14 protein-coding genes and 1 pseudogene are annotated in these 14,957 nt (G+C 71.1%); 7 read left to right on the top strand and 8 right to left on the bottom strand.

Features of this window, described 5'->3' with window-relative positions; all coding sequences use genetic code 11:
• Positions 1–13 precede the first annotated feature (13 nt).
• Together ACODT5_RS07340 and ACODT5_RS07335 are read right to left on the bottom strand one after the other, a co-directional pair.
• A complete protein-coding gene (locus ACODT5_RS07340) occupies positions 14–769 on the bottom strand; it encodes a recombinase zinc ribbon domain-containing protein (protein WP_422518363.1) in 756 nt (251 codons plus the stop codon).
• Positions 770–1,263: 494 nt separating this feature from the next.
• Positions 1,264–1,461 (bottom strand): DNA-binding protein, encoded by a 198-nt coding sequence (locus ACODT5_RS07335; RefSeq protein WP_422518362.1) that lies wholly within the window; start codon positions 1,459–1,461, stop codon positions 1,264–1,266.
• A 184-nt stretch (positions 1,462–1,645) separates the two neighbouring features.
• Here ACODT5_RS07335 and ACODT5_RS07330 point away from each other — a divergent pair, with 184 nt between their 5' ends.
• The gene (locus ACODT5_RS07330; RefSeq protein ID WP_422518361.1) at positions 1,646–3,229 is read left to right on the top strand and encodes a tyrosine-type recombinase/integrase; all 1,584 of its coding nucleotides are present in this window, start codon (positions 1,646–1,648) and stop codon (positions 3,227–3,229) included.
• A gap of 124 nt (positions 3,230–3,353) precedes the next feature.
• Here the strand turns inward: ACODT5_RS07330 and ACODT5_RS07325 are convergent.
• Both ACODT5_RS07325 and ACODT5_RS07320 read right to left on the bottom strand, forming a co-directional pair.
• A pseudogene (locus ACODT5_RS07325) lies at positions 3,354–3,542 on the bottom strand (type II toxin-antitoxin system PemK/MazF family toxin); the annotation flags it as partial.
• Positions 3,539–4,228 carry a TetR/AcrR family transcriptional regulator gene (locus ACODT5_RS07320; protein WP_422518360.1) on the bottom strand — a complete coding sequence of 230 codons (690 nt, stop codon included), beginning with the start codon at positions 4,226–4,228 and terminating at the stop codon, positions 3,539–3,541. The gene ACODT5_RS07320 and the pseudogene ACODT5_RS07325, both read right to left, overlap by 4 nt.
• 77 nt (positions 4,229–4,305) lie before the next feature.
• On the opposite strand from ACODT5_RS07320, the gene ACODT5_RS07315 reads away from it, so the two are divergent.
• Entirely contained in the window at positions 4,306–4,713 is a 408-nt protein-coding gene (locus ACODT5_RS07315) for a RidA family protein (protein ID WP_385379132.1), read from the top strand.
• Between the two features lie 35 nt (positions 4,714–4,748).
• Here the strand turns inward: ACODT5_RS07315 and ACODT5_RS07310 are convergent, their stop codons facing one another.
• The 3 genes from ACODT5_RS07310 to ACODT5_RS07300 all read right to left on the bottom strand — a co-directional run bounded on the left by ACODT5_RS07310 (position 4,749) and on the right by ACODT5_RS07300 (position 7,542).
• On the bottom strand, positions 4,749–5,360 hold the full coding sequence (locus ACODT5_RS07310; protein ID WP_422518359.1) for a hypothetical protein: 612 nt from the start codon (positions 5,358–5,360) through the stop codon (positions 4,749–4,751).
• Between the two features lie 177 nt (positions 5,361–5,537).
• Positions 5,538–6,233, bottom strand: a complete 696-nt coding sequence (locus ACODT5_RS07305; protein WP_243341112.1) for an alpha/beta fold hydrolase — start codon at positions 6,231–6,233, stop codon at positions 5,538–5,540.
• A 64-nt stretch (positions 6,234–6,297) separates the two neighbouring features.
• On the bottom strand, positions 6,298–7,542 hold the full coding sequence (locus tag ACODT5_RS07300) for an MFS transporter (RefSeq protein WP_422518358.1): 1,245 nt from the start codon (positions 7,540–7,542) through the stop codon (positions 6,298–6,300).
• Positions 7,543–7,829: 287 nt separating this feature from the next.
• Between ACODT5_RS07300 and ACODT5_RS07295 the strand changes: the two genes are divergently transcribed.
• The 3 genes from ACODT5_RS07295 to ACODT5_RS07285 all read left to right on the top strand — a co-directional run bounded on the left by ACODT5_RS07295 (position 7,830) and on the right by ACODT5_RS07285 (position 12,091).
• Positions 7,830–8,906, top strand: a complete 1,077-nt coding sequence (locus ACODT5_RS07295; protein ID WP_422518357.1) for a LacI family DNA-binding transcriptional regulator — start codon at positions 7,830–7,832, stop codon at positions 8,904–8,906.
• Between the two features lie 387 nt (positions 8,907–9,293).
• On the top strand, positions 9,294–10,493 hold the full coding sequence (locus tag ACODT5_RS07290) for a thiolase family protein (RefSeq protein WP_385379119.1): 1,200 nt from the start codon (positions 9,294–9,296) through the stop codon (positions 10,491–10,493).
• Between the two features lie 158 nt (positions 10,494–10,651).
• Positions 10,652–12,091 carry an aldehyde dehydrogenase family protein gene (locus ACODT5_RS07285; RefSeq protein WP_422518356.1) on the top strand — a complete coding sequence of 480 codons (1,440 nt, stop codon included), beginning with the start codon at positions 10,652–10,654 and terminating at the stop codon, positions 12,089–12,091.
• 54 nt (positions 12,092–12,145) lie between these two features.
• On the opposite strand, the gene ACODT5_RS07280 is transcribed toward ACODT5_RS07285, so the two are convergent.
• Positions 12,146–12,781: a hypothetical protein gene (locus tag ACODT5_RS07280; protein WP_422518355.1), complete on the bottom strand. Its 636-nt coding sequence runs from the start codon at positions 12,779–12,781 to the stop codon at positions 12,146–12,148.
• Between the two features lie 51 nt (positions 12,782–12,832).
• Between ACODT5_RS07280 and ACODT5_RS07275 the strand changes: the two genes are divergently transcribed.
• Both ACODT5_RS07275 and ACODT5_RS07270 read left to right on the top strand, forming a co-directional pair.
• Complete coding sequence (locus ACODT5_RS07275) at positions 12,833–13,378, top strand: thioredoxin family protein (RefSeq protein ID WP_422519582.1); 546 nt, start codon at positions 12,833–12,835, stop codon at positions 13,376–13,378.
• 81 nt (positions 13,379–13,459) lie between these two features.
• On the top strand, positions 13,460–14,890 hold the full coding sequence (locus tag ACODT5_RS07270) for a dihydrolipoyl dehydrogenase family protein (protein ID WP_422518354.1): 1,431 nt from the start codon (positions 13,460–13,462) through the stop codon (positions 14,888–14,890).
• Positions 14,891–14,957 lie beyond the last annotated feature (67 nt).

Here is a 14,957-nt window from a genome sequence, read left to right as displayed (position 1 = left end):
TACAGTGGCTTTGTCAGCCGATTGACGTCCGCCAGTCGATCCGGATGCGGCTGTGAGGGTCGTGGCCACGTCCGCCTCCGGAGGCCAGCACGTGGACCTTCCGCACCGACAGCAGCACGAGTCCGCGCTGCGATGCGCGCGGCGCCGACTTCCACCACCTCACGATGTCGTTCACGTCCGAGATCGGAACAGCAGCGAGCTGCTCCAGGAACCGGACGCGGGCCCGACATGCCTTGAGGTCATCCTTCGTTGCCTGCTCCGCAGCCTTGTAGGCCTGGGGGAGCATGGACTTCCGCATGGACTTCAGGACACCGAACCGCTCCTCGGCCCCCTCGATGTGCGTGCGAAGCCGCACCAGCTCCTTGCGGGCGTCCGCCTGGAGCCGCAGCAGCTTCTCGTGGACCCCCGGTCGCAGGAGGTCGGCGATGACCTGTTCCGCAAGGGCGGTTTCCAAGCGGTCCGCGTTCATGCGGACCTTGCCGCACGAACTGCGGGTTCGGGTGGGAGGCAGGCAGCGATAGCCCGGTCCCGCTTCGGCGTTGACCCGAGCTCCAGACACGTCGTGACCGCATTCGCCGCAGTCCGCGATTCCCTGGGTGGCCAGGTACTCGTACGCGTCCCGGGGCGGCGCGCTCGTCGCGGCGCGCTCCGCGCGGTTCCGCACCAGGGCGCGGTGCTCGTCCAGGGTGAGGACGGTGTCCCCGAATCCTTCGATGGGCTCACCGTCCGCGTCCAGGCCGGCCATCTTCGGGTGCAAGAGAGTCCGCATGAGCGTCTCGCCGCGCCACAGACCACCGAGAACGGTGCGGTGCCCCTCGTCGTTGAGCCAGTTTGCGACAGCGTTCGCTGACTCTTGGGGGTCGGTGGCGAAGAGCCGGGATGCCGCCCGCCGGAGGAACGCCGCCTCGGCAGGGCTTAGGCCCCCGCCGTTGACGTAACCGGACAGCCGTGCCATATCCCTATGTCTCCGCTCGATCGTGTGTAGATCGCGTCTAGATGAGGCGTAGCTCTCGCCTCTAATAGGCCAATGTACGTGTTGGGGGACTGTCAGCATGTTTACTGATCGGTCGTCAGGCTGGGCGTGGCTCGTTTACGCAGATGAGAGACTCCGAGGGTTGCGTGAATGTGGCGCAAGTCACAATGGTTCGGCAATGTGAAGGCATTCAAGATCGACAAACTGAACGAGCAGGTCGGAGCGCCAGAATCGCAAGGAGCCCACCCCCTCGAACGGGGAGCGGGCTCCTGTGAAATAGGTCAGCGTACTCAGCTCACGCACACGCCCAGCGCATCCCAGAGCGAGGCCGTAGCAACCCGCGACGTCGACCCCAGTCGGATGATCCGCGCCGGAAAACAGTCCGCCTTGATCAAGTCGTACGCCCTGTCCTTGCCGATGCCCAGTGCCCGCGCAGCCGTCGCCACACTCACCGCCGGAGGCGGCTCCAACAGCTCGGCCATCGTCATCGGGCCGCCCTGCGCACACCGCGCCGGACGCCCCGCAACGGCAGAAACAGATGAGGACATAGGTGGTCACATCCCTCGTCCCCGCGCCACCTGATCAGAAGCCTACGGTGCCCAAGGAGGCGTCCCGCTCGCTACAGAAAGATGAGGACACGTAAGGACAATCAAGCTCATTCGGGGGACGCCCATGTTCAGCGGCAGCATCTACAAACGGTGCAAGTGCACCGAACCGAAGCTCGACGAATCGGGCCAGCCCGTTCTCGACTCGAACGGCAATGCAAAGGCTCGCGAGCTCGGAACCAGCTGCCCTGAGCTGAAGAAGCGCGACCACGGAAGCTGGTACTACTACGTCAACCTGCCCGACGGGCCACGCGGTGAACGGCGCCGCCCGCGCAAGGGAGGCTTCCTCACTCGCGCAGCCGCACAGCACGCCGCCCAGGAGCTCTGGAGCGAGGCCAACCATGGAATCAAGGTCGAGTCCCGCGAGACCGTCGAACAGTTTCTACGGCGCTGGCTGAACAACCGCGTGGACCTCAAGCGGAAGACCCGCTGCGACTACGCCGACTTCATCGAGCGCCTGTACATCCCCGCCCTCGGCCAGCTGACCATGCGAGAACTCCGAACTCGGCACATTCAGGCGATGTTCGAGGACATCTGGACCTACAACAAAGTCAAGGAAGAGAACCGCATCCGGGCGGACCAGGCCGTCGCGGCATCTGAGGCCGCCCGCCAAGCGTGGCGGCAGGCTCCCCGGCCACGCCCGCCGGAGCTCCGCGCGCACTGGGATGAGGCCAAGGCGGCCCTCAAAGAGGCCCGGGCCAAGCCCCGCCAGGACACCGGCCCCGGAACGCAGAAGCGGATCCTCGACGCCCTCTCGGCCGCTCTCAAGGCCGCTGCGATGGAAAAGCTCATCACCGAGAACTGGGCCGACGAAGTAGTCATCCCGAAGTACGAGAAGCCGCGCCCCCTGGTGTGGACCGACGAACGCGTCGCTCGCTGGCGCCAGACCGGAGAGAAACCGAGCTCGGTCATGGTCTGGACCCCCGAGCTCACCGGCCAGTTCCTCGACGCCGCCGCCGGCCACCGCATGTACGTGATGTGGCACTTGCAGGTGTTCCGCGGTCCTCGCCGAGGTGAAGCCGCAGGACTCACCTGGGCCGAGGTCGACATGACCCGAGGAACAGCGAACATCGTTCAACAGCTTGTCTCCGACACCTCGCACAAGCTCTTCGAAGAGACCCCCAAGAGCCGCAGCGGCCGACGGACCATCGCCCTCGACTCCGCTAGGCACGCACTCTTGACCACCTGGCGCGACGTGCAGAGGGCCAAGCGAGTCGACTGGGAAGCGAAGCACAAGCAGAGCCCTGAGAAATACGGTCCGTACGTCGACAGCGGATACGTGTTCACCCAGGACAACGGGACGCCCTGGCACCCCGACAACGTCTCCAAGGTCTTCGATCGCCTCCTCAAGCGTCTCGACATGCCGCCGATCAGGCTCCACGACCTACGCCAGTGCGCGGCCTCACTCAGCCTTGCCGCCGGCCTCTCCATGAAGGCCATCCAGACACTGCTGGGACATGCCACCTTCTCGCTCACAGCCGACACATACACCAGCCTGCTGCCCCAGTTCGAGAAGGAAGCCGCAGAGGCCCCCGTCGCCCTGGTTCCCCGAGCCCACCACCAGCCAGCAGTACCGGCGCAGGAGGCCAGACCACAGATGACGCTCATCTCAGGAAAGCCGAGCGCGAGCGACAGGAAGACCGCCGCCTAGCCTGATGTCCCCCGAATGTCCCCCGCACATGCAGAAACGGCCTCCCGAGGAAGATCTCGGGAGGCCGTTTCTGCATGTTTTGGCTGGTCGGCACGGGTCTAGAGGAGAAGAGAGGGATCGGTGGCCCGTCGTTCTCCTCGTACGGAACCCAGGTCCACACGATCTCGCCGGGATCGGGATCCCCGTCGCAATCGGGGGCGTACGAGGTCTGCACCGGCCCGATGGCATGCGGATCGGCCTCGGCGGTCGCGGTGTGCCCGTCGCGGCCCGGCTGCTCGACGTGACCGTTGCTCTGGTGTGAAAGTGCCGTCATTCGGGCGAGGTTACCGGGTGGCCGCGCGGGGTGCCGGGCGGCGTCCCGGGAGTCGAGCGTCCTTCCTCGGGTGGGACGGGCGCTGTCTGCCAGCCGAGTTCGACGGAGCGGCGGCACCTGTCGGCGGCGTCGCCGGAGCCCGTGAACAGTGCGGTCAGCATGGGCACGCCCTGGCTGAGGACTTGGTGCGGCAGGGGGCCCGTCGCGACCAGGGACGCGAGTCCGTGGCCGATCACCCAGCTTTGCGTCGCCAGGGTCAGGGGGTCGATGTCGTCGCGGAAGCGGCCGCCGGTCTTGGCGCGTTCGACGGCGCTGACGAGACAGTGCAAGGTCTCGTCAGCGGCCTTGGCGTCCTCGAGCTCGAAACCGGCGTCGAACATGATCCGGTAGAGGTCGGGGGCGGCCAGGGCGTTGTCCACGTAGGCGGCTCCGAGCGCGGCCAAGTCCCGTACCGGATCCGTGGACATGGCCACGGCGTCGAGCCTGGCCGCCAGGTGCTTGAAGCCCTCCTGGCGCATCGCCGTCCACAGGCCGTCCATGCCGCCGAAGTAGGTGTAGACGGCCATCGTCGACACGCCGGTGCCGGCCACGAGCGAGCGGAGGGTGACCGGTTCGCGGGTGCGCAGCATCATCGCGGCCCGCTCGATCAGGAGGGAGCGGATCGCCGGGTCCTTGGTTCGCGCCATGTTCCTACAATACATAGCAGCGCTATGCTTTGAGGAGTTGCACGCCGGAGCGTGCGCACCGACGAGAAGGAGCCGTCATGGCCGTGAAGCTGGTCAACCCGAACGGGCTGCCGAAACCAGACGTGTACCGCCAGCTCTCGATCGCCACCGGATCGAAGCTGGTGTTCCTCGCGGGCCAGGTCGCGCGCGATGCCGAGGGTCGGAAGGTCGGTGAGGGGGACTTCGCCGCTCAGGTCGAGCAGTGCTATCTCAACATCGGCACCGCCCTGGCCGAGATCGGCGGATCCTTCGACGATGTGGCGAAGCTGACCGTCTACGTCGTCGACTGGAGCCCCGAGAAGATGCCGCTGCTGGGGGAGGGCGTGGCCCGGGCGGCGGCCAAGCTGGGCATCGACCCCGTCAAGCCGATCACCTTGCTGGGCGTCGCGGCGCTGGGGGAACCCGACCTCCTCGTCGAGGTCGAAGCCACGGCCGTCCTCGACTGAGGCGGGTGATGACCACTTCCCCAGGAGGGCGGAGGTCACCTGTCGATCGGTAGCAGGTTGTTGATCGCCGAGACCGCCGTCCGGGGGTCGTCGGCGTGGCAGCGGACCGTGTGGACCTGCTTGCGGCGGCCCAAGAGGCTTACGTGGGTGACCGGGTGGGTCAGGTCGATGGTGATCGAAGTCTGTGAGGCGATGGCCACGTCCAACACGCCGTCTTCGGGGTCGTTCGCGTTCGGGAAGCGGAGGTCGTAGCGGGCGGACGCGACGTGGTCCAGCGGTATGAGCAGGTCGAGCCGCGCGCCGCGCCGTATCCATAGGCCGCCGGGTCCTACGACGTGAGGGCGTGTGACGGCGGTGGCGTGCAGCCCCAAGGCGAGCAGCACCGTGTAGAGGTCTATGGGAAGCATGGTCAAGTGGGCGACCGGATAAGGGGCGAGCATGATGGAGACGCCGACCGTCTCGATCGCGCAGAAGAACACCAGCCCGTACGCCATCGGGGCTTGAGCCCGCGCGTATCCGACGGCGATGCCGGTGCCCCCCACCCCGTGCGTGCGCCGGGTCACCCATAAGACGAGGCTCGCCAGTTGGCGCCGCTCGTGCGCCAGTAGTCGTCGTGTGTGGTCGATGAGTGTTGTGGTTCTCCCCATGTGAGCAAGTGAATCAAAAGGGGTGGGCGGGGGATGCGGGCGGTGGCGGTCTGTGCGGTTCGCCGCGATCAACTGCCCCGCCCTCCCGGCTGAACGGGGAGTTCTGCCGGGAGGGCGGGGGGAATGGGTGGTGGGGAGGAGGCTCCTTGTTGGTGGGGCCGGGGCCGGGGCCGGGGCCTAGAGCCAGCCCTCCAGGGAGGCCATGAAGCCGTCGAAGTCGTCTCGGTGGATGGTGTGGCCGGCGCCGGTGACCGAGCGGACTTCGAAGCCGCGCTCCTTGAGGACCGCCGCGCGCTCGGGGGAGATCAGGAAGCTCGGGTCCGCCAGTTGTACGAGGGACGGGACCACCGGCGCGGCCGGCAGCAGGTCGGTGCCCATCAGCGGGGTCAGGCTCAGGGCGGTGGCCTCGTCCCAGACGGCCAGGGTGGCCAGTTCGACGTCCACGTCGGCCTCCTCCCAGCGCGGGTTCATCGCCTGGATCTGCTCCTTGGGCGCGGACTTGAACTGGGCGAACATCTCGGGGCCGAAGCCCTCGCCGAGCTCCGCCAAGTGCCAGGCAGGGTCGGAGAACACGGCGCGCTTCGGCTTCAGGCGGTCGACGGCCTTCGAGAGGGTCAGGCCGCCCAGGGAGTGGCCGATGGCGAGCTCGGCGCCGGCCGGGAGCGTTTCGACCACGTCGTCGGCGAAGGCCTCCGGGCTGTACTCGCCCCGGCCGCTGGCGCCGTGGCCGCGCAGGTCCACGGCGATGGCGCGGTAGCCGCGCTCGGCGAGGGCGGGTCCGACCCGGCGCCAGGTCCGGTGGTCGGCCATGATCCCGTGGATCAGGAGGGCGATGCGGTCGCCTTCGCCCCAGGTGTGGGTGTGGAGCTGCACGGTGGTGTCCTTCGTCGTCAGGGGTGGTGGGTGGTGAGGGAGAGCGGGGGTGGCGGCCGAGTCGTCAGCGGACGCTGCGGATCGGCTTGACCGCCAGGGCGCCCGCCACCGCCAGGGCGGCGGCCGCGATGAACAGGGCCGTGTAGCCGCCGCTCACGGACACGATCACCGAGGCGATGAAGGGGGCGACGATCTGCGGGCCGGCGTTGGCGATGTTGAGTACGCCCATGTCGCGGGCGGCGTCCTCCGCCTTGGGGAGCACCATCGTGACCAGTGCGGTGTCCACGGCCATGTAGCAGCCGAACGCGAGGCCGTTGATCACGGCGAAGGCCAGCATGGCCGTCCAGCTGGTCGACAGGGCCGGGATCACCAGCGCGACGGCGGACAGCAGGGCGGAGGCGCCGACGAAGAGCTTGCGGCGGTCGTACTTGTCCGAGAGCCAGCCGCCCAGGACGGTGGAGACGACCATCGCCACGCTGGTCAGCGGCATCATGATGGCGACCGCCGCCTCCGGCTTCATGCCCTCGGGCAGCACGGTGTGGTCCTGGAGGATGTACAGCTGGTAGCCGCTCACCGCGAAGTAGCCGAGGACCAGCAGAGCCCGACCGATGAACGCCCAGCGGAAGTCGTGGTCCCGCAGGGCGCTCGCGAAGGCGACCAGCTGCTCCTTGACCGGCATGGAGGGCTTGGCGGGGCGCCGTTCCTCGCGGGTGCAGGTGGTGAACAGGACGGCGGCGCCGGCGACGATCGCGCCGAAGATCAGGTATCCGGTGCGGTAGTCGTCCGAGAAGGCCGCGCCGATCAGGGCGCCGATGGTCGAGCCCAGCGGCAGGCCGAGGCCGACGGCCGCGGAGGCCTTGCCGCGGGCGCTCATGGGCACCCGGTCGGGGACCACGGAGGTGATGGCGGCCTGGTAGATGTTCATCACGGCCTGGCCGAGGCACCAGGCGATGGTGATGAGCAGGATCGTGTCCGCGGCGCCGAGCAGGAACATCGCCGGTATCGCGGCGAGTCCACCGCCCAGGATCCAGGGGTTGCGCCGTCCGCTGCGGTCGGACAGGGCGCCCGCGACCGGGTTGAAAACGGTCGCGAAGATCGCCGAGACCCCCGCGATCAGGCCGAAGTTGGCGACCTTGTTCGCCGCGTCGATGTCCTCGACCTGGAGGGCGAGGAGTACGCCGGCGACGCCGATGTAGAGCGCGTACATGGCGCCGTTGCCGACGAGCAGCAAGGGGAGCAGGCCGCGCGGGGAGGCGGGGGCGTCGGTGGTGGCGGCGGCGGTGCCGGTGCCGGGGGAGGAAAGGGCCACGGTGCCCTCCTGGGCAGTTTGGTAAGGGGCGAGGGATACGGGAGGGGTGCACTGAGGGGTGTGGGGAGGTGTGCGCGCCGCCCCGTCACGACGGCGGGGGTGCGACGGAACGCGGCAGGGCGGCGGCACGGCTGGACACGGCACCGGCACGTGTGGAGACACCCTTGGTGAAGCCGGGGTGACGTCCTGGTTACACGTGTCAGTGAATCGTGTAACCACTGTGTAGCATTGGTTTCCGGCCATCCGCTAGCCCCTGGGCACAAACGGTCTGGAAAGATGCCACGGCAATGTCTCAGTCACCGAAGCCGCCGAAGCCCCCCACGCCGCCCGCGACCCCCACGCTGCCGTCGCCGTCGCCGTCACCGTCTCCGTCCGGGCCGCCGCCCGTGCCGACCAGCGCGGACGTCGCCCGGCTCGCCGGAGTGTCGCGCGCGACGGTCTCGTACGTCCTGAACAACGCGGAGGCCGTACGCATCAGCGAGCCGACCCGCCGCAAGGTCCGCGAGGCCGCCGAAGAGCTCGGCTACGTCCCCCACGCGGCCGCCCGCAGCCTGCGCGCCGGGCACACGCGCATCGTCCTGCTGCCCACCTCGCACGTGCCGATCGGCCCGCTGTACAGCACCTTCCTCAACGAGTTGCAGTGGGCGCTGCGCAGCCTCGACTACACGGTGGTCCAGTACGGCAGCCTCGGCCTCACCGGTGACGAGGCCGCGCGGGCCTGGGCCGAACTGCGGCCGGTCGCGGTGCTCTCCCTCGGGGAGATCACCCTGTCCGCGCACAACGTGGCCACGCTCAAGCGGGCCGGGGCGCGCGCGGTGCTGACGATGGGGCCGCAGGCCGTGGCCGGGGCGCACGCGCTGGTCATGGACCAGGCGGAGGTCGGAGCGCGGGCGGCGGAGCACCTGGTGGGGCGGGGCCGGCGGCGGATCGGCGTGGTCGTGCCGCAGGAGCAGGGGCTGGAGCTGTTCTCCACGCCCCGCCTGGAGGGTGCGCGGTCCGTGGCGGGAGCGGAGATCGTGGCCCTGCGGATGGCCTACTCGGAGGAGTCGGCGGCCGAGCTGGCGGAGCGGTGGAGCTCGCTCGGGCTCGAGGCGGCGTTCGCGTACAACGACGAGTACGCGATGCTCCTGATGCGGGCCTTCCAGGACGTGGGGCTGCGGGTGCCGGAGGACGTCGCCGTCATGGGCGCGGACGATCTGCTGATCGGACGGCTGCTGCGGCCGAGGCTCAGCACGGTGCAGATCGAGATGCCGACCGGGGAGCGGCTGGCGGCGCTGGTCGACGAGGCGGTACGGGTGCCCTCGGCGGCCGTGCGCAGACATGACCTGATGGCTGCGGTGGCGGTGCCGCGGGACTCGACGTGAGCCTGCCGTGCCGCTCCGGGCGGGTGGGCGCCCCGGCGCCGGGCCGACGCTGAGCGACTCCATCCGGGTGGGGGTCGGCCCGCCGTTCCCGGCTGCGGCGCCGTGGCCGCGCCTCAAACGCCGGCGGGGCTGGTATGAAGCGCCGCGCCGTGGTCGTGTGCGGCGCCGTCGCCGGGGGCCAGCCCCCGGACCCCCGCGCCTCAAACGCCGGCGGGGCTGGATCTTGCGCAGGTCCGGGCCCCCGGTGGGGGCCTGGGGGCCGTTGACAGCGGGGGCGGGGGGACGGAGACTTCGGGCGCGCCCCACCGGGCGCGGGCGGAGCGTGCGCCGGGCCGGACAGTGGTGTCGGTGTGCCGCGCCGCCTCCCGTTCGCCCCGGAGGGACTCCATGAGCATCCGTACCGTCCGCGACGTCTACGTCGTCGACGCCGTCCGCACCCCGATCGGGAAGTTCGGCGGCGCCCTCGCCGGCGTCCGCCCCGACGACCTGGCCGCCCACGTGGTGCGCGCGCTCGTGGACCGTACGCCCGCACTGGACCCGGCCCGCATCGACGACGTCGTCTTCGGGGACGCCAACGGCGCGGGCGAGGACAACCGCGACGTGGCCCGCATGGCGGTGCTGCTCGCCGGGCTCCCCGTGACCGTGCCCGGGGTCACCGTCAACCGCCTCTGCGGCTCCGGCCTCGAAGCCGTCGTCCAGGCGGCCCGCGCCATCGCGCTCGGGGACGCCTCCGTCGCCATCGCGGGGGGAGTCGAGTCCATGAGCCGGGCCCCCTGGGTGGTGCAGAAGCCGGAGCGCGCCTTCCCCGCCGGGCACCAGCAGATGTGGTCCACCACGCTCGGCTGGCGGATGACCAACCCCCGGATGCCCGCGGAGTGGGCCGGTTCGCTCGGCGAGGGCGCCGAGCTCGTCGCCGACAAGCACGGCATCACCCGTGAAGCGCAGGACGCCTTCGCGCTGGAGAGCCACCGCAAGGCCGCGGCCGCCTGGGCCGCAGGGCAGTACGACGCCGAGGTGGTCCCGTACGCGGGTGTGGATCTGCTGCGTGACGAGTGCATCCGAGAGGGTTCCGGCCCGGAGGCGCTCGCGCGCCTGAAGCCCGCCTTCCGCAGCGACGGCACCGGCACGGTCACGGCGGGCAACGCCTCGCCGCTCAACGACGGCGCCGCAGCACTGCTGTTGACGGACGAGGAGGGCCTCGCCGCCACCGGGCGGGAGCCGCTGGCCCGGATCAGCGCGTCGGCCGTCACCGGGATCGAGCCCCAGCTCTTCGGCCTGGGGCCGGTGGAGGCGGTCGAGCGCGCGCTCGCCAAGGCGGGCCGCGGTTTCGCCGATCTGGCCGCCTTCGAACTCAACGAGGCTTTCGCCGCGCAGGCGTTGGGATGCCTCGCCGCCTGGCCCGAGCTGGATCCGGCCGTGGTCAACCCGCGCGGCGGGGCCATCGCGATCGGGCACCCGCTGGGTGCTTCGGGCGCCCGGCTGGCCGGTTCGGTGGCGCACCAGCTCGCGGCGGCCGGATCCGGCACCGGGATCGCGGCCCTCTGCATCGGTGTGGGACAGGGCATCGCCCTCGTGCTGGAGCGCTGAACCGACTCCGGCCGGTCGATCGTTTCCAGTCATAGTCGGGCGTCAACTGCTCTACAAAAGAAGAGAATTGATGCCTCCGGCGCGGTGGGGTGGCACGATGGCGCGTGCTGCCGCCACCCCCCCGCCGCCACGCTCCCCGCACCCGGAGGCCCCGCGCCATGCCGCTCCTCGATCCGACGCTCTGGCAGGACGGACCCACCCTCACCGGAGGTACCGCACCGGTCGTCGAACCCGCCACCGGCCAGACCCTCGCGACCATCGACCTCGCCGCCCCGGCCGATGTCGCGGAGGTCGCCGTACGGGCCCACGCGGCCCAGCGGGACTGGGCGCGGGCCACCCACATGGAGCGGGCGGCCGTGCTGCGCCGGGCCGGTGACCTGTTCACCGCCCACGCGCAGGAGCTGCGGGACTGGCTGGTCCGGGAGTCCGGATCCATCCCCGGCAAGGCCGACTTCGAGCTGCACGTCGCCGCGCAGGAGTGCTACGAGGCCGCGGCCCTGGCCTCGCGCCCGGCCGGGCAGGTGCTGCCGAGCGAGGCGCCGCGGCTGTCCTTCACCCGCCGCGAACCGGTCGGTGTCGTGGGGGTGGTGGCGCCCTTCAACGCACCGCTGATCCTCTCGATCCGCTCGGTCGCGCCCGCGCTCGCCCTCGGCAACGCGGTGCTCCTCAAGCCGGACCGCCGTACCGCGGTCAGCGGCGGGCTGGCACTCGCCGCCGTGTTCGCGGCGGCCGGCCTGCCGGGCGGACTGCTGCACGTCCTGCCCGGCGGCGCCGAGACGGGCGCGGCAGTGGTCACCGACCCCCTGGTCAGGGTGGTCTCCTTCACCGGATCCACCGCGAGCGGCCGGCTCGTCGGTGAACTGGCGGGCCGTCACCTCAAGCGCGCCCACCTGGAGTTGGGCGGGAACTCGGCACTGGTCGTGCTCCGCGACGCCGATGTGGCGGCGGCCGTCGCGCAGGCGACCTGGGGCTCCTTCTTCCACCAGGGCCAGATCTGCATGACGGCCGGCCGGCACCTCGTGCACGCCTCGCTCTACGACGAGTACGTGGAGCGGCTCGCGGCGCGCGCGGACGAGCTCGCGGTCGGGGACCCGTACCGCGAGCGGGTGCACCTGGGCCCGCTCATCGACCGGTCCCAGCTGGACCGGGTCCACGGCCTGGTGGAAGCCAGCACCGCACAGGGCGCCAAGCTCGTCACGGGCGGCGCCCACCAGGACCTCTTCTACCGGCCCACGGTGCTGGCGGGCGCCGGCGACGACAGCCCCGCCTACGCGGAGGAGGTCTTCGGTCCGGTGGCGCCCGTACGGTCCTTCGCGACGGAGGACGAGGCGGTGGAGCTGGCCTCCGCCGGTCCCTACGGGCTCTCCCTCGGGATCGTCACCGGTGACGCGGCGCGCGGGCTGGACCTGGCGGGGCGGATTCCGGTCGGGATCGCGCACGTCAACGACCAGACGGTGAACGACGAGGCGGTGGCCCCCTTCGGCGGCGTCGGCGCGTCCGGCACCGGCGCCCGCTTCGGCGGCGAGGCGAACCTCGACGCCTTCACCGAGCTGCGCTGGACCACGCTCCGCGCCACCCCGGGCGGGCATCCGTTCTAGGGCCTGTCGTCAAACTCCCGTCTGCGGGCGACGGCGGGAGTGTGACGACAGGCCCTAGGGCCGGTCGTCACGCCCCGGCTCTCTCGGCTCTTCCGCCTCCTCCGTCCGCCCGGAATCCCCGGTGCGCGGGGCGTCCGCGATGTCGAGGAACCCGCGCCCCCGGAACCGAACCGGAGCCGCCAGGGCCTGCTCGTAGGCCGTGCGCGGGAACGCGTACGGTCCGAGGGCGAGGACTCCCCACTCGGGGCGGTAGGGCTGGTGGAAGCCGGACCAGGTGACCGTGTCCGCCGTCACGGTGACGGTGGCCATCATGGGCCAGCACTCGTCCGTTCCGCAGATGCACCCCAGCAGGGCCATGGCGCCGGTACCCGGCTCGCGCCGCTCGGGGTCGGGGTCGCCGAGGAAGTGACGGCGCGCGTGTGCGTCGTCGCTCATGACCAGGGCGGCGTGCTGGCTCAGGAGGCGCTCCTCCCGTCCGTCGGGGGGCTCCTCGGAGGCGTCCCACTCCTGCGACCAGCCGGCCCGGGTGGCTTCGGCGACGAGGGTGCGCAGGTCCGCACCGTCGATCCGGACGCCCCAGGCCCCCCGGGAGCGTTCGCCACTGGGGTACGGCCGGCGGAGGAACTCCACGGTGCGGGGCGAGCCGGCGGCAGGGGCGTCGTCAGGGGAGACGGGGCCTGTGTGGGTCATGGGGTCATTGTGCGGGGCAGAACCGGGTAAACCCGGGCGGAGCGGGGCAGAATCGCCCGGCCGGGTCGCCCCACGGACTCGCCGGGTGCGGTCAGGAATGCTTCGAGCCGGTCGTTCGTTCAGGGAAAACAAGCAGCTCAGGGAAACGAGCGGCACCGCACTCTGGAGGTCTGGAAAACCGTGGCTACTGTCGAACTCACCAAGGAGAACTTCGACCGGACGGTGAGCGAGAACTCGTTCGTCCTGATCGACTTCTGGGCGGGCTGGTGCCGCCCCTGCCTGCAGTTCGCCCCGGTCTACGAGAAGGCGGCCGAGGCCAACCCCGACCTGCTCTTCGCCAAGGTGGACACCGAGGCGCAGCAGGAGCTCGCCGCCGCCTTCCAGATCAGCTCGATCCCGACCCTCATGATCGTCCGGGACCAGGTCGCGATCTTCTCGCAGCCCGGAGCGCTGCCCGAGGCGGCCCTGACGGACCTCATCACCCAGGCCCGCGCCCTGGACATGGACGAGGTACGGACGAAGATCGCCGCCGAGCAGGCCGGCGCCGCAGGCACCTCCGGCGCCACGGCCGAGGAGCCCGGCACACCGGACGCCTGATCCCGGCACGCCGGACCTGATCCCGGCACGCCGGACGCCTGATTACGTGACGGGCCCCCGTCATGCGGTGAGACTGGCCCGATGAGCGAAGCGGTGGAGTACGACGTAGTGGTCCTAGGCGGGGGCCCGGCCGGCGAGAACGTCGTGGACCGGACCCGCGCCGCCGGGCTGAGCACGGCGCTGGTCGAGAGCGAGCTGGTGGGCGGCGAGTGCTCGTACTGGGCCTGCATCCCGAGCAAGGCGCTGCTGCGCCCGGCGCTGGCCCGGGCCGACGCGCGCCGGGTGCCCGGTCTCGCGGGCTCCGTGGCCGGCCCCCTGGACGCGGAAGCGGTGTTCGCGCACCGGGACTACTGGACCGGGAGCTGGAAGGACGACGGCCAGATCGACTGGCTGGAGTCGGTCGGCGCCCACGTGTACCGGGGCCACGGGCGGCTGTACGGAGTCCGCAAGGTCGCCGTCACCAGCCCGGAGGGGGAGCACCACGTGCTCTCCGCCCGGCACGCGGTCGTCGTGGCGACCGGCACCCGGGCCGTGATCCCGGACCTGCCCGGCATCGGGGACGCCCGCCCGTGGACCAGCCGCGAGGCCACGTCGGCACAGGCGGCTCCGGGCCGGCTGCTGATCGTCGGCGGGTCGGTGGTGGCCGTGGAGATGGCCACGGCCTGGCAGGCCCTCGGCTCCGAGGTGACCCTGCTCGTACGGGGCTCCGGGCTGCTGCCCCGCATGGAGCCCTTCGCCGGGGAACTGGTCGCCGAGGCGCTGCGCGAGGCAGGCGCGGTGGTCCGTACGGGCGTGGCCGTCGAGTCCGTCGTACGGGACGGTTCGACCGGGCCCGTCACCGTGGTGCTCGAAGGCGGCGAGTCGCTGGAGGGCGACGAGCTGCTGGTGGCGACGGGGCGCTCCCCGCGCACCGAGGACATCGGACTGGACACCGTCGGGCTGACCCCGGGCGGCTGGATCGCGGTGGACGACAGCTGCCGGGTCCCGGGGATCGACTGGCTGTACGCGGTCGGCGACGTGAACCACCGGGCGCTGCTCACCCATCAGGGGAAGTACCAGGCCCGGATCGCGGGCGCCGTCATCGCCGCCCGAGCGGCGGGCAACACGCCGCTCGACACCGGCCGTTGGGGCGCACACGTAGCGACCGCCGATACGGAGGCCCTCCCGCAGGCCGTGTTCACCGACCCGGAGGCCGCATCGGTGGGCCTGACCCTCGCGGAGGCGGAGCGCGCCGGCCACCGGGTCCGGGCCGTCGACTACGACCTCGGCAAGGTCTCCGGAGCGGGCCTGTACGCCGACGGCTACCGAGGCCGGGCCCGCATGGTGGTGGACCTGGACCGCGAGATCCTGCTCGGCGTCACCTTCGTCGGACCGGGCGCGGCCGAACTCCTGCACGCGGCGACCATCGCGGTCGCGGGACAGGTACCGATCGCGCGGCTGTGGCACGCGGTTCCGGCGTTCCCGACGATCAGCGAGGTCTGGCTGCGGCTGCTGGAGGAGTACCGCAGTTGAGGGACAAACGGCGGAGGTCCGCATGCACGGCATACCCGGCGATGTCGACGCCGGCAGCCGACGGCTG

The sequence above is a fragment of the Streptomyces tatrensis genome (assembly GCF_049310065.1).
GTDB lineage: Bacteria > Actinomycetota > Actinomycetes > Streptomycetales > Streptomycetaceae > Streptomyces.
The sequence above is the reverse complement of the archived record's forward strand: the minus strand, read 5'-3'. Positions and strand labels throughout refer to the sequence as shown.